Here is a 24742-nt window from a genome sequence, read left to right on the forward strand (position 1 = left end):
ACAAAATGTATCATTCGGGGCGCCAAACCATTATATTTGGTTTTATTGGCTTAACATCCACGTTTTAAAAGATATCAATATGGTGTTAAGGGATACATTTTTTCTTTGCACCCCTTCATTATATAATTTTACGAAAATTCCGGATCAGGTAATTTCGTCATACGATTGCGAAGATCACGACGGAAAATTTCAATTGTCCAAGCCCAGATAAGGTGGCCAAAACTTTCAGAAAATAATTCATCTTTTGGAAGATCCCAGATAGGTGGTGCCCATCCGCCCCCTGGCAAAACGATACCATGAAAAGCGATTGTCACAATAACACCAAAAGCCAGACCTTGCCATAATTTTACACGGGGAAAAATTTCTGCCGCCAAGCAATAAACAATAGCAAAAACAATTGAAAATAAATAATGAACGCCCGAAACACCCCAATTTATAATATGATCAGAATAGTGATAAATCATATTGGTGGTATCAATACCAAAACTCTTTAAAACTTCCGCAGGAGGAATTGCTCTGTCAGGAAGTCTAGGGGGAAAGACACCTTCTGTCCCTGATTTTACGAAACCCGAAACAATACCGCCGCCAATTCCTGCAATAAAAGCAGCAAAATACCTTCTGTTCATAGCATTTGTTCGTTCAAATAATTGTTTTAACACAATGTTTCCTATCTTTTTACATTGTTTCCTATCTTTTTACATTCTGTAATTGATTACCATGCGTAAACTGACAGCTCAAAACAATTTTTTTTTATCGAAAGAACCTAAACAAAAATATCTTAAATTGCCCAATAAATTTTGTAGTGAGTAAACTAAAATTTTTTCCTACCAATATAAATTTTTTTCATTAAAGAAATTTGAGCAGGTCATGTCATGAACAAGAAGTTTTTTTAAAAATAACATATGCGTTGAAATTTTATATCTTTTTTAAAAAGATTTTAAATATAATGGGATTTATAAAATACATTTTATTTCAAAGGAAATTTTTATAATGCACTTGCAAAGTATAAGATTTTTTAAACAAAATCTTGCAAAACTTTTTTTGATAATAAGACTGCCTGTTAACAGCCCTATCTTATTGAAGAGATTTGAAAAAATTAATGGAGCGGGCGAAGGGATTCGAACCCTCGACCCCAACCTTGGCAAGGTTGTGCTCTACCCCTGAGCTACACCCGCTCACACATGTGAAACATTCAACAGTGTTTCAATCGGTGCCTATATGACCTAACATCGCACCGATTGCAACATAAAAAATAAAATTATTAAAAATTTCTATTTTTAAGATAGGAAAAAGCCGAGAAATATTGATTTCCATCACGCGCTTCAATAAAGCTGATAAGGTTTTTATTATGGGAGATTGAAAATGCGTCGATTGATTTTAATGATATTGACAGTTTTAACATGCACAGGACTTTCTTTTGCCGCTGAAAAAGAAACCGTAAAAGTGGCGATAACTCAGATTGTGGCGCATCCTGCTTTGGATGCGGTACGTAAGGGTGTAGAAGATATTTTAGAAAAAGAGGGGTATAAAAATGGTGATAATCTGATTCTCACTTTTCAATCTGCCCAAGGCAATATTACCACAGCAACACAAATTGCACGCCAATTTGTCGGCAATCAACCAGATGTTATTGTAGCGATTGCTACGCCTTCTGCCCAAACAATGCTGGCGGCTACAAAACAAATACCTATCGTTTTTTCAGCCGTTTCAGACCCCGTAGAAGCCAAATTGGTGAAACAAAATGTAAAACCGGGTGGCAATGTTACCGGAGTCTCTGATAGATCACCGGTGGAAGAGCATTTAAAACTTTTAAGAGAAATAAAACCTGACCTAAAAAAACTTGGATATCTTTATAATTCTGCTGAAGCCAATTCAGTCTCAACATTAAAAGTTTTACAAGATCTTGCTCAAAAAGAAAATATTGAAATTATTCCTTCGGCTGCTCCCAAATCTTCAGATGTACAAGCTGCCACACGCGCACTTGTTGGCAAAGTTGATATGATTTATGTACCAACAGACAATACAATTATTGCTGTTCTTGAGGGAGCAACAAAGGTCGCATCTGAAACACAAACACCTCTTTTTACAGCTGATGCAAGCTCAATAGGACGGGGGCCTTTTGCTGCGCAAGGGATCAATTATTACGATGCTGGCATTGAAACAGGTCATTTGGTTGTTAAAATTCTTAAAGGCGAAAAACCCGGTAATCTTGATGTGGTTACACCAAAAGCGCGTAATATTTCAATTGATATGGATGCTGCAAAAAAAATGGCCCTAACTATTCCGCAATACATTCTTAATCGTGCAACTAAAATCAATGAATAAATAAAAGGAACCGGCATCATCATGACGGCAAAAGATACAATAAAAAACGGGTTCACGCGATGACTATGTTTGCTTTTACTGGTGCTGTAGAGCTTGGATTGGTTTATGCTTTTGTTGCTATTGGCGTTTATCTGTCATTTCGTATTCTTGATTTTCCTGATCTTACGGTTGATGGCTCATTTCTTCTTGGCTCAACAGTATGCGGCGTTATGATATTATCTGGTTTCAATCCATGGCTTGCCATGTTTTTTGCACTTTGTGCGGGTATGGTTGCAGGTTTGGTTACAGCTATGCTTAATCTTCAATTTGGTATTTTAAATCTGCTCGCCTCCATTTTAACCATGTCTGCTCTTTACACGGTAAACTTGCGCATTATGGGAATTATGGGTGTTTCTAATGTCAATTTGGGTCTTGCTGATACGGCCTTAACACCTTTTTACGGGCTTTTTGGTCTATCGGATATGTTTATCAGACCAATTTTTGTCGGCGGTGTTGTTTTGATTGTTGCCTTTTTATTATGGCGTTTTCTTGAAAGTGAAATGGGACTTGCTATGCGTGCTACGGGTAAAAATCCACGTATGGCAAAAGCACAAGGAGTTAAAACTGCATTGCTTGTTTATTTTGGTATGGGATTATCAAATGCTCTTGTTGCACTCGGTGGTTCCCTTTATATTCAAACAGCTATTGCTACAGATATTACAGGCGGTGCAGGCACCATTGTTTTTGGTCTTGCTGCGGTTATTATTGGGGAAACATTATTTCGAACGCGCAATCTATTCTTCATCATCATCAGCTGTATTGCTGGGTCCGTGCTTTATCGCATTGCCGTGCAATTTGCTTTTGAAGGAAGCAGTCTTGGGATCAATACATCAACAGATCTACAACTCATTACCGCATTGCTTGTGGTTTTAACGCTTGTTTTGCCACGCTATTTAGGGTCAAAAAAACATGATTGAACTGAACCATATTGGTGTAACTTTTAAACGTGGAACACCTCTTGAAAAGCAAGCGTTGATCAATCTCAATATGACCATCAAACAAGGGAGCTTTGTTACAGTCATTGGATCTAATGGCGCAGGAAAATCCACTATGCTTGGTGTGTTGGCGGGTGACATTTTACCAAGTGAAGGCAAAATCATTATCAATAATCAAGATGTCACACGCTCATCAACAGCTGAGCGAGCGGGAATGATTGCACGCGTTTTTCAAGATCCACTAGCCGGCAGTTGTGGCACGTTAACCATTGAAGAAAATTTGGCACTGGCTGAGCAACGCGGACAAAGACGAGGCTTTCGTTCTGCATTAAATCGCAAAAAACGGGAAACATTTCGTGATCATATTGCTCAGTTGGGACTTGGTCTTGAAAACCGTATTCATAATCGAATGGACAGTCTATCAGGAGGACAAAGACAGGCGGTATCATTAGTCATGGCAACATTAGCAAAAGCTGACATCTTATTGTTAGATGAACACACCGCAGCACTCGATCCCGCCATGGCAGATTTTGTCATGTCATTAACGCAAAAAATTGTACAAGATAACGCGTTAACAACATTAATGGTGACCCATTCCATGCGTCAAGCGCTTGATTATGGCGAAAGAACGCTCATGCTGCATGAAGGTGCAATTGTTTTAGACGTGCATGATAATGAGCGTAAGGACTTAGAAGTGGGTGATCTTATTGATATGTTTCAAAAGGTAAAAGGTCAAAGCTTGGATAATGATGAATTACTTATGAGTTAAGTGTCATCAAACTAAGTTTACATCTTTCAAGCCAAGACAATTTTGTATACTATTCTTTATTTCACAGCGTGATGGACGTAATCTTTGGCACAAAAAAAAGCACACGAAGTTGATCGCTTTCTTAGCAGATTGGAAAAAAACTTTCCCATCGTGTTAATCTATGGTCCAGATAAAGGTTTGGTAAGTGAACGCGCAAATATTTATGCAGCCTTAACAGAGATTGCCTTAGATGACCCCTTTTCCAATATTCGTCTTGAAGCAATAGATATAGAAAAAGACACTGCCCGTTTAGAAGATGAAGCCTACACAATGTCGCTTTTTGGAGGCAATCGTTTAATATGGATTCGCAATGCGACCAATCAAAAAGGCTTAATAGAAGCAATGAAGACATTGCTAAAAACGCCTCCACCACAAACATATGTACTTATTGAAGCAGGTGATCTTAAAAAAGGTACAGGCATACGTAACCTTATTGAAACTGCCTCTACGGCAATGGCATTGCCTTGTTTTCAGGACGATGCCCGTGCTCTTGATGGATTAATAGATCAAGTTCTTGAAGAGAACACACTGACACTATCGCTTGAAGCACGCAAATGGCTGCGTGAAAGTCTCGGCAGTGACAGGCTGATTTCAAGAGGTGAATTGGAAAAGCTCTGTCTTTACGCAAAAGGCAAAAATGAAATACAACTTGATGATGTCAAAGAGGTGGTAAGCGATGTTAGCGCATTATCACAAGATGAAATTATTGATGCGATGTTGATTGGTGATCTTAAAAATTTCAACGATCAATTTGATCGATATATTGCGACTGGAAGCCCGTTATTTCTTATTCTTAACGCGGCCTTACGCCAATTTCAACAATTACAATTATTGCGTCAAAGTATTGAATTTGAAGGGAAAACACCATTTTCAGTAGTAGCCGCTGCACGCCCACCAATATTTTTTCGCCGACAAAAACTCGTTGAGCGTGCGCTTGCTCATTGGTCATCAAAGACGATTGCTCAGGCCATGATACGTTTACAAAAAACCGTTTTTGAAAGTCGTGAAAATACACACTTAAGCGAAGCAATTACTCGACAAGCACTTTTAGCGTTAACATTGAACGCTAAGCATCATTCTTAATAAAATGAAAGTTTAAGAAACGCTTCTTTCTACATGATCAAGATATAATTTACGCAACCATTTGGTTGTCTCACCCGCTTTGCCATTTCCAATCATCTTACCATCGATATGAGTAACGGCTGTTGCAAAAGTTGAAGCTGAAGAAATAAAGGCTTCTTTTGCTTCAAAAACATCCTTTAACGAAAACAAACGTTCTTCAACATTACAGTGATTCTTTTTTGCCAAATTGATCAAAGTTGCACGAGTAATACCCGGTAAAATAGATCCATCTAGCGGACGGGTCACAAAGGTACCTTCTTTATCAATAATATGAAAATTGGATGACGTTGCTTCTGTGATAAATCCGTCTTCAACGTAAACTGCATCATCAACACCTTTTTGATGTGCCTTGGTCTTAGCAAGTGATGAATAAAGAAGCTGAGTGGTTTTAATATCGCGACGTTCCCACCGTCCTTCTTTGTAAGACATCATTTTTAAGCAAGGTGTAAGGAGCAAATCGTGATCTAACCCCTTTTGTGTAAACATAAATAAAGTTGGTTTAAACGAGGTATCATAAAGAAAATTGCGTATGCCATGCCCTCGAGAAATTTGTATATAAACCGTTCCATTTACGAAAGCATTATGAGTGATTAATTTTTGCAACTGATTTAAAAAAACAGTTTCATCAACCAAAAAATTTATTTCAAGCGCCTTGAGCGAATTTTGTAGACGCTTCATATGCGCATGAAAGTCCAAAAACTCTTTATTCAAAACACTTATCACTTCATAAACCGCATCAGAAAATAAAATTGAGCGATCCATAATTGAAATTTTGGCGTCTTTTGCATCAAGAATTTGGCCATTTAAAAAAACTTTATCCATGATCACTACTCATCCATTTGCATTTTGTAAAATTCTCTAATGTACAAAATGAAAAACACATATTCTTTCACTATCAACATAGTATTAAATAAAATTGAACTTTGCCCTATTCTACAGACGAGGCTTAACATTAAGTCCTCAATTTATATAAAAATTCCAGAACATATTAAAATACAGCGCAGTTTGTTCTTTTTATTTTGATATTTATTTTTTTCGTTATATAAAATTTTATATAACGTTTATGGCATGGTTTTTTGATGGAAGCGCATATCACTTTTTTCAAACATATTAACAATGATAAAGACGCTAAAAGCAGCGACATGAAAAACAGTTTACTAAAAGAAGAAACAATTGGTCATGAACGCATACAACTGCTAGAGGCTGTGGCGCGTGAAGGTTCAATTTCAGCAGCAGCACGGGCAAGAGGAATAAGCTATAAAACAGCATGGGATAGTCTGAATGTCATGCAAAATTTGATCAAATATCCATTATTAGAAAAAAATACTGGAGGAAGGAAAGGCGGCGGCACAACTCTTACACAACAGGGAGTTCAATTGATTGAAACCTTTCATAAACTAGAAGCAGGACTTGCAACCTTGTTTCATAATGTTTCAGATGAGCTCAACACAATTGGTGTATCTTCAAAAGGACTTTTACATGGTTTTATGATGCGCAGTTCAGCGCGCAATGTTTTTTCTGGCCGTATTGATAGTTTTAAACAAACAAAAAATGAGGCAAACACTTTTGATAAAACCAATTACAAAAGTGCTATAAATACCCTACTTCATATACGCATTGCACATAATATTATGATGCAATCCATTATTACGCTTAAGAGCGTCAAAAATTTAGGTTTGGTGAAAGGGCGCGACGTAAGCCTACTTATCAAATCCACTTTCATAGATGTCAAACCAGCTCCAATCTTAAATGAAATTCAAAAAGACAATCACTTTCAAGGTATCATACGTGATAATTTTAAAGGCAGGGATATGAATGAACTCACAATTGATATTGGTGAACAAAAAACGATGATTGCAACACTCTCAAAAACGCATCCATGTGCTGATTATGCACCCAATAAAGCAGTTATTGTTTCTTTTAAACCGCAGCATAGTCTTATAGCGACATACTAAAAAGGTTTTTAAAATGCGTCTTCAATGGATCACTTTCACATTTTTCTTTTTTCAAAGTATCATCCTCTTTCAACCTATTGATGCTTTGGCCCATAAGAGTGATGCAGTCATTGCTGTTGCTTCGAATTTTACAGAACCAGCAAAAGAAATTGCCAAAAAATTTGAGGAAAGTACTGGATATAAAACCATTTTATCTTTTGGCGCAACGGGCAGTATTTATCAGCAAATCAAAAATGGTGCGCCTTACGATGTTTTTTTAGCCGCAGATAATCATCGTCCAAGCTTACTCATTGCTGAAGGCTTTGCTGTCAAAGAAAGCCAATTGACTTATGCCATTGGCACATTGGTTTTATGGAGTGCTTCAAAAGACCTTATAAAAGGTGAACAAAGCCTCAGTGCTGAAAATATAAATCACATTGCGTTTTGTAATCCTGATGCTGCTCCTTATGGACAAGCAGCCTTAGAAACCATGAAGGCTCTCAACCTTTATACCAAAGTGCAAACAAAACTTGTTGAAGGGCATAATATTTCTCAGGCCTTTCAATTTGTTAAAACAGGCAATGCTGAAATCGGTTTTGTGGCATTGTCACAAATTATCCATGAAAAAAAAGGCTCTTTTTGGATTGTTCCGCAAAAATATTATCACCCGATTGAACAAGATGGCGTTCTGCTTCAGCATGGTAAGGATAATAAAGCGGCAAAAGCATTTATGATTTTTTTAAATGGATCGGAAGCATCACAAATTCTCGCCGATTATGGATATCGTAAAAAGAAGAAAGATTTATAGAAATGCTTTGGCTTTCCGATCAAACATGGACGGCGATTATCCTTACTATTAAACTGGCAAGTATCACTACTGTTTTTTTATTACTGATTGGCATACCAATAGCATTATGGCTCGCTCGCTCAAAATCCTATTTGTCTGAAATAGTCGCCACCATCATTGCAATACCATTAGTTTTACCACCTACTGTGTTGGGATTTTATCTCCTAGTTCTGATGGCGCCAAATGGTTTTTTGAGCTTTATCGCACCAATATTCAGTTTAGAAAAATTTGCCTTTACATTTCAAGGTCTAGTCATAGGATCAATTGTTTATTCTTTGCCTTTCGTTGTACAGCCCATTCGTAATTCGTTTGAAACAATGGGCGTACGCCCTTTAGAAGTTGCCGCAACTTTGCGTATCTCTCCTTTTCATGCATTTTGGCGCGTAACTTTACCAATCACCAGCCCCGGCATTGTCACAGCGGCAATATTAGGTTTTGCACATACCGTAGGAGAATATGGTGTGGTTCAAATGATAGGTGGCAATTTACCTGGCCAAACGGCTGTTATCTCAACCACAATTATGTCCTATGTCGAAGCTGACAAAATGCTTGAAGCCAATATTTTATCAGTAATGATGATTGTCTTTTCTTTTATCATTATTTTAGCCGTTAGGCTTTTGCAAAAATTCTATAATGGCGTTTCATATGATTGATGTTCATTTACACGCGCACTTTAGCCATGTGGCACTGAATTTTGCATTTTGCGTTCCCTCACAGGGAGTCAGCGTTCTTTATGGTCCATCAGGCAGCGGCAAAACAAGTCTTTTACGCGCAATAGCAGGCCTTAATCATTTCCATGGTCATGTAAAAATTGGTGAGCATATATGGCAAAATGAAAATTACTTTACGCCTGTGCATAAACGCGCAATTGGTTATGTTTTTCAAGAACCAAGCCTCTTTCCACATTTATCCGTTAAAAAAAATCTCACATTTGGGCAGAGAAATGAAAGGACTTCATCTTTAAATTTTATGAAAGTCATAGATTTATTAAATATTGGCTCTCTTCTTCATCGTTCTTCCCATCATCTTTCTGGCGGTGAGCGCCAACGGGTTGCGATTGCACGGGCTGTTTTATCAAATCCTAAAATTTTACTGATGGATGAACCTTTAAGTGCACTTGATACAGAAGCGCGTCATGATATTTTGCATTTACTTATTCAATTACGGGATCATTTATCCTTGCCAATCCTTTATATCACCCATAATATGTATGAAGTTGATCATCTTGCCAATCAACTCATTCTCATAAATGAAGGCAAAGTGCTTGCCACAGGACCTTTAAATGTCTTGCAAACAGATTTTAACTTGCCGCTATGCCATCAAGAAGATTGCGCCGTCAGTGTTGATGGCATAGTCGAAAGTTATCAAGAAAAGACAGGCCTATTGAGTGTTAAAATTCAAGACACACTTCTTTATCTGCCTTCAGCTTATAAAGCTTCAGGGCAAAAAATACGCCTACGAATTGGTGCTCATAATGTCGCTCTTTCACTGGATAATCTTTCGAAAACGACTTTTCTTAATACACTTTCTGCTCATATCAAGACCATATATGCACTTAATGATTTTGAAATGCTTCTTTTGCTTGAAACTGGGCAAGAGCGTAAAAGCTTTAATTTTTTATCACGCATTACGCGTCATTCCTTCCAGCATCTTAATTTACGTGAAGGAATGACTATTTACGCCCATATTAAAGGAGCCACACTTAAATGATTTTTTATGAAAAATATGTCTTTATATAAGCCTCAGCAAGCTGAACCGTTTTATCTGTAAATTCTTTAGCATCAAAAAAATGACTGGACGCTTTACCTTGATTGGCCAACCATGCTGTTAATTGAAGGCGCCGCATCATGATAAGGTGCGGAACAATATTGCGCATTATTTGTGTTATCGGTCTAATCCGCTCATAACCTTTAAACCATGCATCAATAAGGTTAGGAACAGATGAGTGATGTTCAATAAAACTTAAACCATTGGCTAAATCAAGACCGAACCATGAAAAACCGCAATCATCAAAATCAATAACCGATAGGCGATCCTCTAAAACCAAAAGATTGGCCAAACGCAAATCTGCGTGAATAAGACCATAATCACTATCATGACGCGGTACATTTTCCATAGTGTTTTTTAAAATGTCATCGCAACGGTGCAAAATATCATAGTGCCTGTTTGATAAGCACGAATTTTTACGCCAATCCCCCCAATAGGCTTTTGGACCAATCATCGTTTGATACGTCCAATGTTTACGCCGAAATCTTTTTGGGCGTTGCCATGCCAAAGAATGGTCATGAAGTTTTGCGGATATTTCTCCCAATTGAACAAAGCGCGTTGGCAAATTTTCATCAACTCGGGGTTCATAACCGTCAATAAAGCTAAAACAAGCAAGGCGATAATCTTCACAATGAACAAAAAAACTATCTGTTATTGTTTTTATGATCTGTGGTACCTTAATAACATGATTTTTTGAAATCTCCTCCAACCAGCTAAGTTCAGAAAAAATTTCTGCATCAGTTTGATAATCTTTACGATAAATGCGTAAAATATAACGCCGTGAATAATGCTCTATAACAAAAGTTGTGTTTTCTGAAATCGCTAAAAGATCAATACGGGCATTACAATCCAATCGCCATAAAGAAAGCTGAGATCGGATTAAAGTTTTAAAATGTTCAATCATATTATATTCATTATCGATGCAACAAAAAAACAGCCTGCTGCCCAAAAATATTCCATGCGGCCCATGGCAATGTCCAAAGAACACGTTTGCCTTGTCGATTAAGAGCCACACTGTCTTCCACTTTTGCGCCAACATCTTTAACCAAATCAACAAAATCTTCAATTGTGCAAAAGTGAATATTGGGTGTGTCATGCCAACTATATGGCAGTTCCTTTGTAACCGGCATACGTCCGCGAAAAAGCAAATGAAAACGAGCACGCCAATAGCCAAAATTAGGTATCGACACAATTGCTCGCTCACCAATTCGCAAAAGCTGTTCAAGCACGACTTTTGGATGACGTGTTGCCTGTAAAGTTTGTGACAAAATCACATAATCAAAGCCAGAATCAGGATAATAAATAAGATCGCTATCCGCATCACCTTGAATAACCGAAAGTCCTTTGATTAAGCATTGATCAACACCTTTTTGTGACAATTCAACACCACGACCTTCAACCTGACGCTCAGTTTGTAAAAGATGGAGTAGCTCTCCATTACCACACCCCACGTCCAAAACACGACTTCCTGGTTTAATAAATTGTGCAATAACATCAAAATCTGTTCGTGCTTTAAGAATAGATGCACGTTCGTCATGGTCTTTCATGGTCGAAGATCTCTTTCTTGTGCCGCTGAATGAAGAAAACCTTGAATGGCAGAAAACATCACAGGATCTTCAAGTAAAAATGCGTCATGCCCTTTATCAGTTTCAATTTCAACAAAAGAAACGCTTGCGCCTGCAGCATTCAAAGCATGGACAAAAATACGACTTTGCTCTGTTGTAAACATCCAATCACTTGAAAATGAAGCGACAAAAAAACGCGTCCGAGATCCATAAAATGCCTCGACCAAGCGACCGTTATTTTCAGCTTCCAAATCGAAGTAATCCATCGCACGTGTCAAATAAAGATAACTATTAGCATCAAAGCGTTCAACAAAAGTCGTGCCTTGATGACGCAAATAACTTTCAATTTGAAAATCAGCATCAAACCCAAATGTTATTTGATCACGATTTTGTAAATTACGGCCAAATTTACGATGAAGGGCAGCCTCAGACAAATATGTGACATGCGCTGTCATACGTGCAACAGCCAATCCTTTTTTGGGTCGCTTTTTCGCTTCAATATAATTTCCTCCGCACCAATCAGGATCGGCCATAACAGCTTGACGTCCAATTTCATCAAAGGCGATATTTTGAGCTGAATGTCGTGCGCCAGTTGCAAGAATAATCGATGAAAAAACCTTATCTTTATAACTTGAAGCCCATTGCAAAGCCTGCATACCTCCCATGGAGCCACCAATAACACAAAAAAGCGATTCAATACCCAAATGCTCAATCAACATCGCTTGCGCACGCACCATATCAGCAATTGTAATCACAGGAAAATTTAACGCATAAGGCTTTCCCGTTTCAGGATTAAGAGACACTGGACCTGTGGAGCCTAAACACCCACCCAACACATTAGAACAAATCACATAATAACGATTTGTATCGATAATTTTATCTGGCCCCACCAAAATATCCCACCAACCTGGTTTACCTGTCAAAGGGTGGCAATTTGCGACATGTTGATCCGCCGTCAAAGCATGACATATCAAAATAGCATTGCTTTTATCATCATTCAGCTTGCCATAATCTTGATAAGCAATTTGAAATGGGCTTAAAATAACACCACTATCAAGTTTTAAAGGGTGAGCTTCTTTAAAAAAAACAACCTTACTATCAGGATTTAAAGCCTGTGATTTATTTGACTGAGACTTTTTCTTTATATTTGTTTTATGATTCATTTCGGTTGCACCGTCTAGAAAGAGAAAGAATAGCTAGTCGCCCTTAAGACAAAAAGTCAAGAATTTTACTCGACTTGTTGATGAAGCAAGGATATTTCTATTTATAAGAAACAAAGGAATGATTTCGATGAATAAAGATGAGAGTGCTTCACGTCCACTACCTAAAAAAGGTATTATGGACATTACAGCCTATATTCCTGGATCAAGTGAAAATAAAAGTACCAAAACCTACCATAAGCTTTCATCAAACGAATCACCCTTTCCACCAAGCCCACGCGTTATTAAAGCCTATGAAGAGGCCGCCAAACATTTGGAACGCTATCCCGATGGATCTTCAAAACCTTTATTAAAAGCAATCAGTGATGTCACTAAATTGCCTATCGAAAACCTTATGGCTGGAAATGGCTCTGATGATCTTTTAGGTCTTCTTGCAAATACTTATCTTAATTGCGGTGACGAAGGCATTATGACTGAACACGGTTTTAATGTTTATGAAATACAAATACGTGGAGCAGCGGCACTACCAATCATTGTAAAAGAACATAATTGCCGCATCGATATTGATGCTATATTGCATGCTATAAATGAAAAAACAAAAATTGTTTTCATTGCCAATCCTGCTAATCCGACAGGAACGTATCTGACGCGGCAAGAGATAGAGCGCCTTCATGCAGGATTGCCAAGACATGTCTTATTGGTACTTGATGGGGCGTATGCAGAATTTGTCACACAAGATGACTATGATGCTGGCATTGAACTTGTTAAAAACAATGAAAATGTTGTTATGACACGGACATTTTCAAAAATTTATGGACTCGCAGGTTTGCGTATTGGCTGGCTCTATGCGCCTTTGCATGTCATTGATGCGCTCAATCGTATTCGCGGGGCATTTAACGTCAGTATACCCGCACAAGCAGCAGGGGCAAGCGCCGTTCATGATCATGAATTTTTGAAAAAAGCAATTGCCTATAATATCAAATGGCGTGAATGGCTCAGTAATGAAATTATGCAGCTTGGCTTAAACGTTACGCCTTCTGTTACGAATTTTTTGCTTATCCATTTTTCTAATAATCCTGACAAGTCAGCAGCCCTTGCTGATGATTATCTTAAAACCAATGGCTATATTTTGCGTCGTGTTACTGGATACGGATTTCCTAATGCCTTGCGCCTTTCAATCGGATCCGAAGAAGCAAATCGCGGTTTTATTACTGCTCTAAAAGAATTTTTAAAGTTAAGAAAATGACTGAAATTAAATTTAAAAAAATCACACTTATCGGGATTGGACTGATCGGATCATCTTTAGCCCGTATTATTAAAAAACAAAAACTCGCAGATCATATTATGATTGCCACGCGTCGCTTGGAAACTCTTGAACGAGCACGCGCGTTAAATTTAGGTGATGATTATACGACAGACAATGCTGAAGCTGTTAAAGACAGTGATCTTATTATTGTTTCTGTTCCTGTTGGTGCATCAGGTCAAGTCGCTAAAGATATTGCACCTTTTTTAAAACCCAACGCAATTGTTACAGATGTTGGATCTACAAAAACCTCTGTTATTAAACAAATGCAATCTGAATTGCCCAGTCATGTTCATTTTATTCCTGGTCATCCCATTGCAGGAACTGAATATTCTGGCCCTGATGCTGGATTTGCTAGCCTTTTTGAAAATCGTTGGTGCATTTTAACCCCTTTGCCTGATACTAATAAAAAAGCACTTTCCAATCTTTCTCAATTTTGGGAAACATGCGGAGCAAAAATTGAACTTATGGATCCTGAACATCACGATCTTGTTTTAGCAATTGTTTCACATCTCCCCCACTTAATCGCTTATAATATTGTTGGTACAGCAAGTGATCTCGAAAAGGTTACAAATTCAGAAGTAATTACCTATTCTGCCTCTGGGTTTCGTGATTTTACACGTCTTGCTGCGTCTGACCCAACAATGTGGCGTGATGTTTGCCTGCATAATAAAGACGCTATTTTAGAAATGCTTGGTCGTTTTAGTGAAGATCTTGCATCTTTACAGCGGGCCATTCGCTGGGAAGATGGTGAGGCGCTTTTTAATTTGTTTAGCCGAACACGCGCCGTAAGGCGCACAATTATTGATGCTGGACAAGAGATTGATGCACCCGATTTTGGACGTCAAACCCCTCGTGATAAGCCATAATTATGTTATACACTAAAGTTATCAGATCAAACAATTGAGTTTAAGCATTGACACAGATAGGCATAACGACAAACAAGAATCTTTAAATTCTATACATGATACATTCTATAAATAATCAATCATTTAATGGATACATTTATTCAGTTTTTTCAACTTTGTCTTTAATATCATGAATATGCGGTATATCTTCAGGACGATGAGGCAAAGTCTTGCGCGATATTTCACGCCAATTTTCTGTATGATCACGATGCATGGCAGCACGTGACAAAAGCATTAATGTCACAGGCGTGGTAACAAGAATGAAAAATGTTAATAAGAGTTCATGGATCACCAAACGATGCTCAATAAATGTTGAATATATCATTGAGGCAATAATAATACCGCCAACGCCCCAACTTGTCCCCAGTGTTGGCATATGCAATCTTTCATAAAAGGTTTTGGCACGTGTTAAACCAATTGCGCCAATCAATGTCAAAGCAGAACCCCATAATAAAAAGGTAACAATGATTATTGCTAACCAAAGCGGTAAGTCTTCATTCATTCTATAACCTCTCCACGCATCAAAAATTTTGCTAAAGCAACACTGGAAACAAAGCCTAATAAGCCAATCACAAGACTCGCTTCATAGTAAATTGCCGTTCCTGACCTCATACCAAAGGTCAAAAATAACATCATGGTGGACACATAAAGCGTATCAAGCCCAACAACGCGGTCTTGCGCGCGCGGTCCTCTCATCAACCGCCAAAAAGCAAGAAACATTGCTATACCAAGACATAACTGGGCGAGGAGAATTCCCCAATAAAGGATAACACTACTCATCTAAAAATCTCCAAAAGCAGGGCTTCATAACGATGTTTAATTAAATCTTGCCAGTACTTTTCGTCATGTAAATCAAGAACATGAACCAGCAATTCGCTGTTTTTACTGTCATAAGATACCCAAGCCGTTCCCGGTGTAGCTGTCATCACACATCCTAAAATAGCAAGACCCGTTGGACTTGTCATATCAAGCGATACAATGATAAATCCAGATCCATGACCTTTTCGTTCTCCAAAAAGCGCGAGTCGTGCTACCGATAGGTTTGATAAGGTCACATCCCATAAAACGATAAAAAATAATTGAATGATGGCAAACCAATTTTTAATATGCATTTTTTCTGGCTTAAGTCGCGACATGATCAAACCTGCAACACAACCAACACCTAATCCTAAAATGCCTTGCCCAATAGTAAAACCACTAAGCATCAACCACATTAAGAAAATTGACACCGTTAATAACGGATAAGGAAGAATTCGGGTCATTGGTTCAATCCTCCCATTATTTGAGTTTTATCAGACAAAACACTACCAATATAGTTTTGTGGATGATGCAATTGATTAGCAGCTTTATCCATATAATCAGCAACAGGACCTGCAGCGAGTGTCAATAAAAGACAAAGCGATAACAAACCAACAACGGGTACAATTTCAATCACTTGTACGCGCGGAACTTTACCCTCAATTGAAGCCCAAAATGTACGGATACCTGTGCGTGTCATAGAAACAAGAGATGCAAAACCTGAAAGAACAACAAATGTTACAAAGACCCAATCCTGTATGCCAGGCAAATATCCATCAGCGTCCAAACCATTGGGATTAAAAACACCCGTAATCATCATAAATTTCGCAATAAATCCTGAAAAGGGTGGCATACCAATGATTAAAATGGCTGAAATACCAAAACAAGCACCCAATATTGCAAGCGTTGCTGGAATATAAGTCCCCACTTCATCTTCTGGTTTTTTCTCATCATCGCCGTAAAGCTCCATCGTCACAGCCAAAACATTTGCAGCCGTATCTTGTGTTCGCTCGACAAGTTCAACCAAAAGAAAAAATGCCGACAAAGCCATTGTTGATGAAAGCATATAAAATAATGCACCAGCTGTAAGCGAAGCATTACCTGTCCCAATAGCCGTTAATAAAGTTCCTGATGAAACAAGAACACTATAAGAGGCCAAACGCCCAAGACCCTGACTTGCAAGAACACCAATAAAACCAAATATCAGCGTCGCCAAACCACCATAAAACAGGACATCACTTCCAAATTGAGGAAATGGGGAACCACTCGCTCCAAATAAAAGCAAGACAAGGCGTAAAATAACGTAAATACCAACTTTACTTAAAATAGCAAAAATTGCCCCAACAGGAGCACTTACAACACTATAGGTTTGCGTGAGCCAAAAATTAAGCGGCCACATTCCTGCTTTTACCGCAAAAGCCAATCCTAGGATTGCAATTCCTGCTTCAAAAATGACTTTATCTTGTGCGGATACAAGTGACAGCTTATCAGCTAAATCTGCCATATTCAGCGTTCCCGTCACGCCGTAAATTAAGGCAGCCCCAATGAGAAAAAATGATGAGGCAATAAGATTAATCACGACATAATGCATGCCAGCACGAACGCGTGCCTGTCCCAAACCATGCAAGGCAAGAGCATAAGATGCTGTTAACATCACCTCAAAAAATACAAAGAGATTAAATAAGTCTCCTGTTAAAAAAGCGCCATTAATACCAACCATGATAAATTGCATTAAGGCGTGAAAATTCGTACCAACCTTATGCCAATAGGCTAATGAAAAAATAACAGCCCCCGCACCAAGAACGCTTGCTATGAAAAGCATCATTGCACTCAGACGATCAAGAACAAGTGTAATACCAAATGGTGCAGGCCAATTACCCAGCTGATAAACATCTGCTGCAGGCGACACTTCCACAGCTCTTGCTACAAGAATCATAGCGATAAGAACAAGAAGTCCCGAAGATATTAAACTAATGATAGATTTTAATTGACGGCGTTTGTCACCATAAAACAATAAAAAAGCGCCTACCGCCATTGGCAATATAACAGGTAGAACCATTAAATGATGTAATAAATTCTCCATTATTGACGCTCCCGCCCATCAACATGATCAGAGCCTGTTAGACCACGTGATACGAGAAGAATAACAAGAAAAAGAGCCGTCGTTGCAAAACCAATAACAATAGCCGTAAGGACCAATGCCTGAGGAAGTGGATCAGCATAATTACCGGGATTGATTGGACCCGATGGATCAACAATGGGTGCCGCATTGCTCCGCGGGCGGCTCATGGAAAATATAAAGAGATTAACCGCGTAAGAGATAAGCGACAAACCCAAAATGACTTGAAATGTACGAGGGCGCAAGATAAGCCAAATGCCAGATGCGGCAAAAATACCAATGCCCAGAGAAAGCACAATTTCCATTAGCGTTTCTCCTCTTTTACCAATTTAACAATATTTTTCTTTCCTACACGATATTGGCGAATAGATTGGTGGGCTATTGCAATCAGCATGAGAACTGTGGCACCAACTACAAGCGAAAACACACCAAGATCAAACAATAATGCCGTAGCCGTTGGCATTTTTCCTACAAAAGGAATCTCTGTATATTGGAAATAAGACGTTAGGAACGGATAACCAAAAAGCCAAGATCCAATACCCGTCGCAATAGCCATTAATAAGCCAAATCCAATCCAGCGTAACGGTAAAACCGTTAAATGGTTTTCAACCCAACGCGTACCAGAGGCAACATATTGCACAATAAAACCAATCGCCATCGTGACACCAGCTGCAAAACCACCGCCTGGAAGATCATGTCCACGGACAAAGAAATAAACCGCTAGCGCCATAATAACTGGAAATAACCAATGCATAACAACGCTTGGAACAATAAGATAATCAGAGACTGTATCTCCAACTTCTCTATCAGGATGAGCAGCATCAAAAGCTGTTTGCAAACGCTGCTGTGAAGGTGCTCCTATACTCTCAACGGCTGGGCGAAAACGTCTCAACAGTGCAAAAACTGTGAGAGCAACAATGCCTAAAACCGTGATTTCCCCAATCGTATCAAAACTACGAAAATCAACCAAAAGAACATTGACGACATTGGTTCCACCAGCATCAGAATAAGCATGTGTAAGGAAGAAATCTGAAATTGTTTGTCCTTGCGGACGCGTCATAATGGCATAGGATAACCAAGCCAGTCCACCGCCGCCCAAAAGAGCGATTGTCAGATCGCGTCCACGACGCATAATCGCCAAAAATCCAGAAGAAAATTTTTCTTGTGCCTGCCAACGTTTTGGCAACCAACGCAAACCCAAAAGCAAGAGAACTGTTGTCACCACTTCTACGACCAATTGTGTAAGCGCAAGATCAGGCGCAGATAACCACAAAAACGTCGCACATGTCATAAGACCTGCACCACCCAAAAACATGAGCGAGGCCAGTCTATGATATTTTGCCTGCCATGCCACAGCAATTGCACAACTTGCCCCAATAATCCAAATAATGGCAAAAGGAATATCAAGAGGAAATAACGGTAATGAACCTTGGTGAATAAGCCCACTTTGCCAAATTAAAAGAATAATAGCCAAAATAGCAGACAATACTACCCATCGCACCTGAACTTGCAAACGCCTTGTTGACAAAAAAGCCTCAGCCGTTCGAGCCCATTGCCAAGAAATTGTCACCAATACACGATCAAAAATACGCTGACCTTTCCAATGTTTAAAAAATAAAGGGCCATCATCACGAGAACGCAAATATTGACGCGCAAAAACATAAAGTAAAATACCACCAACAATAGCAATCATACTCATGATAAGCGGTGTATCCAATCCATGCCATAACGCCAAACTATAATGAGGAGTTGCTGCACCCAAAACCGATACAACTGCATTATGAAGAATAGGACCCACTGTAAAATTTGGAAAGATCCCAACAACCAAACACAAAAATACCAAAAATTCGACAGGAAAACGCATAAAATGAGGAGGTTCATGTGGCGTTTTTGGTAAATCGCGCGGCTTCGCACCGAAAAACACACCATGGATAAAACGTACAGAATAAGTAACACTAAAAAGACTTGCTAAAGTTGCAATATAGGGCGTTGCAATATCTAACCATGACTCCATATGCGTTTCGACCGTTTCAGCAAAAAACATTTCCTTTGATAAAAAACCATTCAACAAAGGAACACCTGCCATAGCGGCACTGGCCACAAGCGCCAAGGTTCCAGTAATTGGCATATATCGGAAAAGACCAGACAATTTTCGCATATCACGGGTGCCCGTTTCATGGTCAATAATGCCTGCTGCCATAAATAATGAGGCTTTAAAAGTCGCATGATTGGCCATATGAAAAATAGCAGCAACGCAAGCAAGCGGACTACCAAGGCTTAAAAGAGTAGTTATCAATCCAAGATGACTAATGGTCGAATATGCTAGCAATCCTTTTAAGTCTTGTTGGAACATCGCAAAATAAGCACCGATCAATAAGGTTGTTAACCCTGCCAATCCAACAATCCAAAACCATGCTTCAGTGCCTGCCAAAACTGGCCAAAAACGCACCAATAAAAACACACCGGCTTTAACCATTGTTGCTGAATGCAAATAAGCAGAGACAGGTGTTGGGGCAGACATGGCATTAGGCAACCAAAAATGAAAAGGAAATTGTGCGCTTTTTGTTAATGCACCTAAAAGAATACAAATCAAAGCAGGAATATAAAGAGGGCTTGAACGAATGATTGAACCTGACTTTAAAACCACATCCAGATCATAACTGCCCACGATATGACCGATAATTAAAACACCAACAAGAAGTGTAAACCCCCCAAGACCTGTAATTGTTAATGCCATGCGTGCGCCATCACGCGCGCCAGAATTATGATACCAATAACCAATAAGTAAAAATGAGAAAATACTTGTCAATTCCCAAAAAATTACGAGAAGGACAATGTTACCTGACAATACCATGCCCATCATGGAACCCATGAAAGCTAAGAAAAAAGAAAAAAAGCGTGGAACAGGATCCGCTGGATCCATATAATAACGTGCATAGACAACTACAAGCAACCCGATACCTGTAATCAGAAGAGAAAAAAGCCACGCCAGCCCATCAAGCCGAAGAGTAAAATTTAGTCCCCATTCCGGCAACCAAGAAATATCAAGGCGTACACTATTCCCATCATTAATTGCAGGATAGAGCATGATTGTAAAAAGCAACCCAACAAGCGCAACAGCACCTGCAAACCACGCTTCATTATTCTTGGCTGTCGATCGGAAAAAACCGATAACAGCACTGCCGACAAAGGGAAGGATTACCAGCAAGATCAACATTGCTTCCCGTGTTGTCATTATTTATCCACCATCTTCATTTTGTTTTTTTATTATATAGAGCACATCAGACAAATCAAAAGTGCCTTCATAAGCCATATTGAACGGCTTCCACTATAAAGCACAAGTCTTTTCATATATTTAATTGCAAAAAAATAAGTTTTCCAGAGTTTACAAAATAAATACGTCGTTTGTTAATCCTTAAAATAAAATTTTAAATTTGAAATCATCATAAGCAGAACCTCTTTTTGAAATCATTGATCACATAAAATTATCAAAAAATCTTAACCTTTTTTATCATCAATAATTTTATACAAACTGGCTTTGCATAAGTAAAAATCATAATTTTTTTATGAAGACATTTCATCAATACAAGTCATATTATCTCTAAAAATAACGAAAAACATCATAGTAATTTTTCATCTGTCGTAATTTTGAACACCATAACACCATTGTTAAAGTGTTCGTACAAAAAGACAAAATTTGATTATTCAAGTAATTTAATGATAAAATCAATTTGCGCATGCGCGCATCGTTTTTATTTTATATCTTTGAAAAATATATAACCTATCTTACGTCATTATAATCCTGCGAATTTAGAGATAAACCAATGCTGCAAACACCTTATTATCTAATCGACAAATCAAAATTGTTGCGGAATATGGAAACCATCGCGCGCTTGCGCGATTTATCAGGAGCCAAAGCGCTTCTAGCACTGAAATGTTTTGCAACATGGGGTGTCTTCGACATGATGGCTGATTATATGGATGGAACAACATCATCGTCGCTATATGAATTGCATTTAGGACGAGAAAAATTTGGCAAAGAAGCTCACGCATATTCCGTCGCTTGGGCTGATTATGAAATTGATGAAGCTCTTTCTTATGCCGATAAAATCATTTTTAATTCGATTGGACAATTACAAAAATTTGAAAAAAAATCACGCAACAAAATCCGCGGTTTACGTTTAAATCCTGGCTTAAGCTCTTCTAGTTTTGATCTTGCTGATCCCTCCCGACCTTTTAGTCGTCTGGGTGAATGGAATGCAAAAGAAATTGAAAATATTTTGTCAATCATTAATGGCTTTATGATTCATAATAACTGTGAAAATGATAATTTTACACTTTTTGATGATATGCTTTCCAATATTGAAACAAAATTCGGTCAACTTTTTAAACATGTGGATTGGATCAGCCTTGGCGGCGGCATTCATTTTACTGGTGAGAATTATCCACTTGAACTCTTTGCAGATAGGTTAAAACGTTTTTCTGACGATTATAATGTAACTGTTTATCTTGAACCCGGCGAAGCCTCCATTACCCAAAGCACAACTCTTGAAGTCAGTGTTTTAGATACGCTTCATAATGGTAAAGATTTAGCGATTGTTGATAGTTCAATTGAAGCGCATATGCTGGATTTATTAATCTATCGAGAAAATGCAAAACTTTTACCAAATGCGGGACATTATGAAATCATGGTTTGTGGCAAATCATGTCTTGCAGGTGATATTTTTGGAACATTTCAATTTCCTGAAAAATTGAAAATTGGCGATCGCCTATCTTTTCAAGATGCGGGCGGTTATACTATGGTAAAGAAAAATTGGTTTAACGGTGTTAATATGCCAGCAATTGCGATAAAAGAATTTGATGGTACAATTCATATTCAACGCGAATTTGGATATCAAGATTATAAAGATGCACTGTCTTAAACCTATAACTTTACTATAACAAACATCACATAAAATAAACGTAATAAAGGAGGCAACCGATCAATGAAAAAAAATGTTCTCATTATTGGTGCAGGTGGCGTGGCACAAGTCGTCGCACATAAATGTGCGCAAAATAACGATATTTTCGGTGATCTTCACATTGCCTCTCGAACATTGCACAAATGCGAAGCAATAATTGCATCTGTAAAAGAGAAAAACTCTATGAAGGTGAAAGGCGTTTTTCAAACGCATCATCTTGATGCTTTAAATATCAAAGCAACCACTGATCTTATTCGTAAAACACAATGCCAAATTGTCATTAATGTCGGATCTGCATTTTTAAATATGTCCATTTTATCAGCTTGTCTTGAAACAGGGGCAGCCTATATTGATACTGCCATTCATGAAGATCCTTTAAAAATTTGTGAAACTCCACCATGGTATGGAAATTATGAATGGCCACGCCGTGAAGAATGTGAGGAAAAGGGGATAACAGCTATTTTGGGTGCAGGTTTTGATCCTGGCGTTGTTAATGCTTATGCCGCTTTAGCACGCGATGAGTATTTTGATAAAATGTCCGATATTGACATTATTGATATAAATGCTGGCGATCACGGACGTTGGTTTGCAACGAATTTCGATCCGGAGATCAATTTTCGTGAATTTACAGGACAAGTCTGGTCTTGGCAAAACAGCAAATGGACATCAAACACAATGTTTGAAATTGGCCATGAATGGGATTTACCCGTCGTTGGAAAATGTAAAGCTTATATGACAGGTCATGATGAAATCCATTCCTTGTCTAAAAATCTTGACGTTCCCAATATTCGTTTTTGGATGGGATTTGGAGAACGTTATATTACTGTATTTACTGTTTTAAAAAATTTAGGACTTTTGTCAGAACAACCAATAAAAACTGCAGAAGGACAAGAAGTCGTACCGCTTAAAGTTGTCAAAGCAGTTTTACCTGACCCCTCTTCACTGGCACCAGATTACACTGGAAAAACCTGCATTGGTGACTTAATAAAAGGAGAAAAAAACGGTAAAAAAAGAGAAGTTTTCATTTATAACATATCTGATCATAAAGAGGCTTATAATGAAACGGGCGCACAAGGTATTTCTTATACAGCAGGTGTTCCGGCAGCAGCAGCGGCTTTGCTCATAGCGCAAGGGGAGTGGGATGTTAAAACAATGGCCAATATCGAAGAATTAACGCCTCAACCTTTCTTAAGAACTTTGGACAAAATGGGTATGGAAACACATATTCGCGAAGGTGAAAAAGATAAAAAGCTCAATTTTTAAAATAAAACTGGTATGGTAGTTATAAAAAAGAACAATTTTGATTGTTTTTAAACACGCTAAAAAAAGGAAAAGAAATGAATTATCAATATAATACAACCGATAAAATGTAAAAATTTGATAATTATTTATTTAACTTTTCTTATAATTGGTATTTTTTTCTGTAGTTTTTTCTCTTTAAATGCCTATGCTGATAATACCCTATCAACAAAAATATGCGATTCCAAAATGCGATGGTATCAACCACATTCATCATTTATCAAATGAGGAAAAAATTAAATTTAAAAAAACCTCAGATAAAATCATTAATGGCAATGCAAAATTTTGGAAAATAGAAAAAGAAGGTATAAAACCATCATATGTACTCAGAACAATTCATGTCTTAGATACCGATATTACAACGCTACATGATAATGTTATAAGTGCTTTAGATAATAGTGATCACCTTCTTTTAGTATTGGGTAAAATTGTCGATAACAATTTGATAACACAAAACTTTATCCGTGATCCAGATTTTTTCGTTTAAGTATCATAAAACATTGAAAGATTTCATGTCCGAACAGAAGTTTGAAATTTTCAAAAAAAATTAGAGAAAAATCATCAATTTATAAGCCTTAATTGTTTTTTTGAAAATAATTTAAAAAACACAATCAAACATTTTTGTGAAATAAAAAATCACATTGTGAAAATTAGCTTTATTCTATTCACAACCATAGAGTTCATTGATCTTTAGATGAGTGTACAAACGACACGACAATTAACACACTTTTAGTCAATCATAATATTATAAATTATAGAAATAAACAGGATCGACAAAACACTATTATAAAAAATAAAACCCACCATAATTCATGATGGGTTTATAAAGAGACTCATTTATATCCATAAATG

At 37.9% G+C, this 24742-nt stretch carries 24 protein-coding genes and 1 tRNA gene; 13 read left to right on the top strand and 12 right to left on the bottom strand.

What is annotated here, in order from left to right; all coding sequences use genetic code 11:
- Window positions 1-128: 128 nt before the first annotated feature.
- Both ME5_RS01345 and ME5_RS01350 read right to left on the bottom strand, forming a co-directional pair.
- Window positions 129-659 carry a YagU family protein gene (locus ME5_RS01345; RefSeq protein WP_008037713.1) on the bottom strand — a complete coding sequence of 177 codons (531 nt, stop codon included), beginning with the start codon at window positions 657-659 and terminating at the stop codon, window positions 129-131.
- Between the two features lie 441 nt (window positions 660-1100).
- Window positions 1101-1175, bottom strand: a tRNA-Gly gene (locus ME5_RS01350).
- 205 nt (window positions 1176-1380) lie between these two features.
- Here ME5_RS01350 and ME5_RS01355 point away from each other — a divergent pair.
- The 4 genes from ME5_RS01355 (at window position 1381) to holA (ending at window position 5190) form a co-directional block, all read left to right on the top strand.
- The gene (locus ME5_RS01355) at window positions 1381-2325 is read left to right on the top strand and encodes an ABC transporter substrate-binding protein (protein WP_425338831.1); all 945 of its coding nucleotides are present in this window, start codon (window positions 1381-1383) and stop codon (window positions 2323-2325) included.
- Between the two features lie 59 nt (window positions 2326-2384).
- Window positions 2385-3281 (top strand): ABC transporter permease, encoded by an 897-nt coding sequence (locus ME5_RS01360; protein ID WP_008037716.1) that lies wholly within the window; start codon window positions 2385-2387, stop codon window positions 3279-3281.
- Window positions 3274-4068 (top strand): ABC transporter ATP-binding protein, encoded by a 795-nt coding sequence (locus tag ME5_RS01365; RefSeq protein ID WP_008037717.1) that lies wholly within the window; start codon window positions 3274-3276, stop codon window positions 4066-4068. Before ME5_RS01360 ends, ME5_RS01365 begins: the two co-directional genes overlap by 8 nt.
- A gap of 84 nt (window positions 4069-4152) precedes the next feature.
- Window positions 4153-5190, top strand: a complete 1038-nt coding sequence (gene holA / locus ME5_RS01370; RefSeq protein WP_008037726.1) for a DNA polymerase III subunit delta — start codon at window positions 4153-4155, stop codon at window positions 5188-5190.
- A 12-nt stretch (window positions 5191-5202) separates the two neighbouring features.
- Here holA and ME5_RS01375 read toward each other — a convergent pair whose 3' ends face one another.
- On the bottom strand, window positions 5203-6051 hold the full coding sequence (locus ME5_RS01375; RefSeq protein WP_008037728.1) for an aminotransferase class IV: 849 nt from the start codon (window positions 6049-6051) through the stop codon (window positions 5203-5205).
- A gap of 320 nt (window positions 6052-6371) precedes the next feature.
- Between ME5_RS01375 and ME5_RS01380 the strand changes: the two genes are divergently transcribed.
- The 4 genes from ME5_RS01380 to modC are packed head-to-tail and all read left to right on the top strand — an operon-like array spanning window position 6372 to window position 9720.
- Window positions 6372-7184 (top strand): LysR family transcriptional regulator, encoded by an 813-nt coding sequence (locus tag ME5_RS01380; protein ID WP_008037731.1) that lies wholly within the window; start codon window positions 6372-6374, stop codon window positions 7182-7184.
- Between the two features lie 13 nt (window positions 7185-7197).
- Entirely contained in the window at window positions 7198-7971 is a 774-nt protein-coding gene (gene modA / locus ME5_RS01385) for a molybdate ABC transporter substrate-binding protein (RefSeq protein ID WP_008037733.1), read from the top strand.
- Between the two features lie 2 nt (window positions 7972-7973).
- Complete coding sequence (modB, locus tag ME5_RS01390) at window positions 7974-8663, top strand: molybdate ABC transporter permease subunit (RefSeq protein WP_008037734.1); 690 nt, start codon at window positions 7974-7976, stop codon at window positions 8661-8663.
- Window positions 8656-9720 carry a molybdenum ABC transporter ATP-binding protein gene (modC, locus tag ME5_RS01395; RefSeq protein WP_245256471.1) on the top strand — a complete coding sequence of 355 codons (1065 nt, stop codon included), beginning with the start codon at window positions 8656-8658 and terminating at the stop codon, window positions 9718-9720. Before modB ends, modC begins: the two co-directional genes overlap by 8 nt.
- A gap of 4 nt (window positions 9721-9724) precedes the next feature.
- Here the strand turns inward: modC and ME5_RS01400 are convergent, their stop codons facing one another.
- The 3 genes from ME5_RS01400 to metX are packed head-to-tail and all read right to left on the bottom strand — an operon-like array spanning window position 9725 to window position 12505.
- Window positions 9725-10681 carry a phosphotransferase enzyme family protein gene (locus ME5_RS01400; RefSeq protein ID WP_008037737.1) on the bottom strand — a complete coding sequence of 319 codons (957 nt, stop codon included), beginning with the start codon at window positions 10679-10681 and terminating at the stop codon, window positions 9725-9727.
- Window positions 10682-10691: 10 nt separating this feature from the next.
- Complete coding sequence (metW, locus tag ME5_RS01405; protein ID WP_008037738.1) at window positions 10692-11324, bottom strand: methionine biosynthesis protein MetW; 633 nt, start codon at window positions 11322-11324, stop codon at window positions 10692-10694.
- Window positions 11321-12505: a homoserine O-acetyltransferase MetX gene (gene metX / locus ME5_RS01410; RefSeq protein ID WP_008037739.1), complete on the bottom strand. Its 1185-nt coding sequence runs from the start codon at window positions 12503-12505 to the stop codon at window positions 11321-11323. The genes metW and metX overlap by 4 nt, the downstream gene beginning before the upstream one ends.
- A gap of 127 nt (window positions 12506-12632) precedes the next feature.
- On the opposite strand from metX, the gene hisC reads away from it, so the two are divergent.
- Together hisC and ME5_RS01420 are read left to right on the top strand one after the other, a co-directional pair.
- Window positions 12633-13748: a histidinol-phosphate transaminase gene (hisC, locus tag ME5_RS01415; RefSeq protein WP_008037740.1), complete on the top strand. Its 1116-nt coding sequence runs from the start codon at window positions 12633-12635 to the stop codon at window positions 13746-13748.
- Window positions 13745-14674 (top strand): prephenate/arogenate dehydrogenase family protein, encoded by a 930-nt coding sequence (locus ME5_RS01420; protein ID WP_008037741.1) that lies wholly within the window; start codon window positions 13745-13747, stop codon window positions 14672-14674. The genes hisC and ME5_RS01420 overlap by 4 nt, the downstream gene beginning before the upstream one ends.
- A 136-nt stretch (window positions 14675-14810) precedes the next feature.
- Here ME5_RS01420 and mnhG read toward each other — a convergent pair whose 3' ends face one another.
- The 6 genes from mnhG to ME5_RS01450 are packed head-to-tail and all read right to left on the bottom strand — an operon-like array spanning window position 14811 to window position 20865.
- Complete coding sequence (mnhG, locus tag ME5_RS01425) at window positions 14811-15215, bottom strand: monovalent cation/H(+) antiporter subunit G (protein WP_008037743.1); 405 nt, start codon at window positions 15213-15215, stop codon at window positions 14811-14813.
- Window positions 15212-15493, bottom strand: a complete 282-nt coding sequence (locus tag ME5_RS01430; RefSeq protein WP_008037754.1) for a K+/H+ antiporter subunit F — start codon at window positions 15491-15493, stop codon at window positions 15212-15214. Before ME5_RS01430 ends, mnhG begins: the two co-directional genes overlap by 4 nt.
- Complete coding sequence (locus tag ME5_RS01435; RefSeq protein WP_008037756.1) at window positions 15490-15975, bottom strand: Na+/H+ antiporter subunit E; 486 nt, start codon at window positions 15973-15975, stop codon at window positions 15490-15492. Before ME5_RS01435 ends, ME5_RS01430 begins: the two co-directional genes overlap by 4 nt.
- A complete protein-coding gene (locus ME5_RS01440) occupies window positions 15972-17594 on the bottom strand; it encodes a monovalent cation/H+ antiporter subunit D (protein ID WP_008037758.1) in 1623 nt (540 codons plus the stop codon). Before ME5_RS01440 ends, ME5_RS01435 begins: the two co-directional genes overlap by 4 nt.
- Complete coding sequence (locus tag ME5_RS01445) at window positions 17594-17935, bottom strand: Na+/H+ antiporter subunit C (protein WP_008037759.1); 342 nt, start codon at window positions 17933-17935, stop codon at window positions 17594-17596. Before ME5_RS01445 ends, ME5_RS01440 begins: the two co-directional genes overlap by 1 nt.
- Entirely contained in the window at window positions 17935-20865 is a 2931-nt protein-coding gene (locus ME5_RS01450; protein WP_008037761.1) for a monovalent cation/H+ antiporter subunit A, read from the bottom strand. Before ME5_RS01450 ends, ME5_RS01445 begins: the two co-directional genes overlap by 1 nt.
- 589 nt (window positions 20866-21454) lie before the next feature.
- On the opposite strand from ME5_RS01450, the gene ME5_RS01455 reads away from it, so the two are divergent.
- From ME5_RS01455 to ME5_RS01465, 3 genes are all read left to right on the top strand, one after another.
- Window positions 21455-22552: a carboxynorspermidine decarboxylase gene (locus tag ME5_RS01455; RefSeq protein ID WP_008037763.1), complete on the top strand. Its 1098-nt coding sequence runs from the start codon at window positions 21455-21457 to the stop codon at window positions 22550-22552.
- 63 nt (window positions 22553-22615) lie between these two features.
- Complete coding sequence (locus ME5_RS01460; protein WP_008037764.1) at window positions 22616-23854, top strand: saccharopine dehydrogenase family protein; 1239 nt, start codon at window positions 22616-22618, stop codon at window positions 23852-23854.
- Between the two features lie 178 nt (window positions 23855-24032).
- Window positions 24033-24377 (top strand): TraB/GumN family protein, encoded by a 345-nt coding sequence (locus ME5_RS01465; protein WP_008037766.1) that lies wholly within the window; start codon window positions 24033-24035, stop codon window positions 24375-24377.
- Window positions 24378-24742: the final 365 nt, after the last annotated feature.

It is taken from the genome of Bartonella tamiae Th239 (assembly GCF_000278275.1).
In the GTDB taxonomy this organism is placed as follows: Bacteria; Pseudomonadota; Alphaproteobacteria; order Rhizobiales; family Rhizobiaceae; genus Bartonella; species Bartonella tamiae.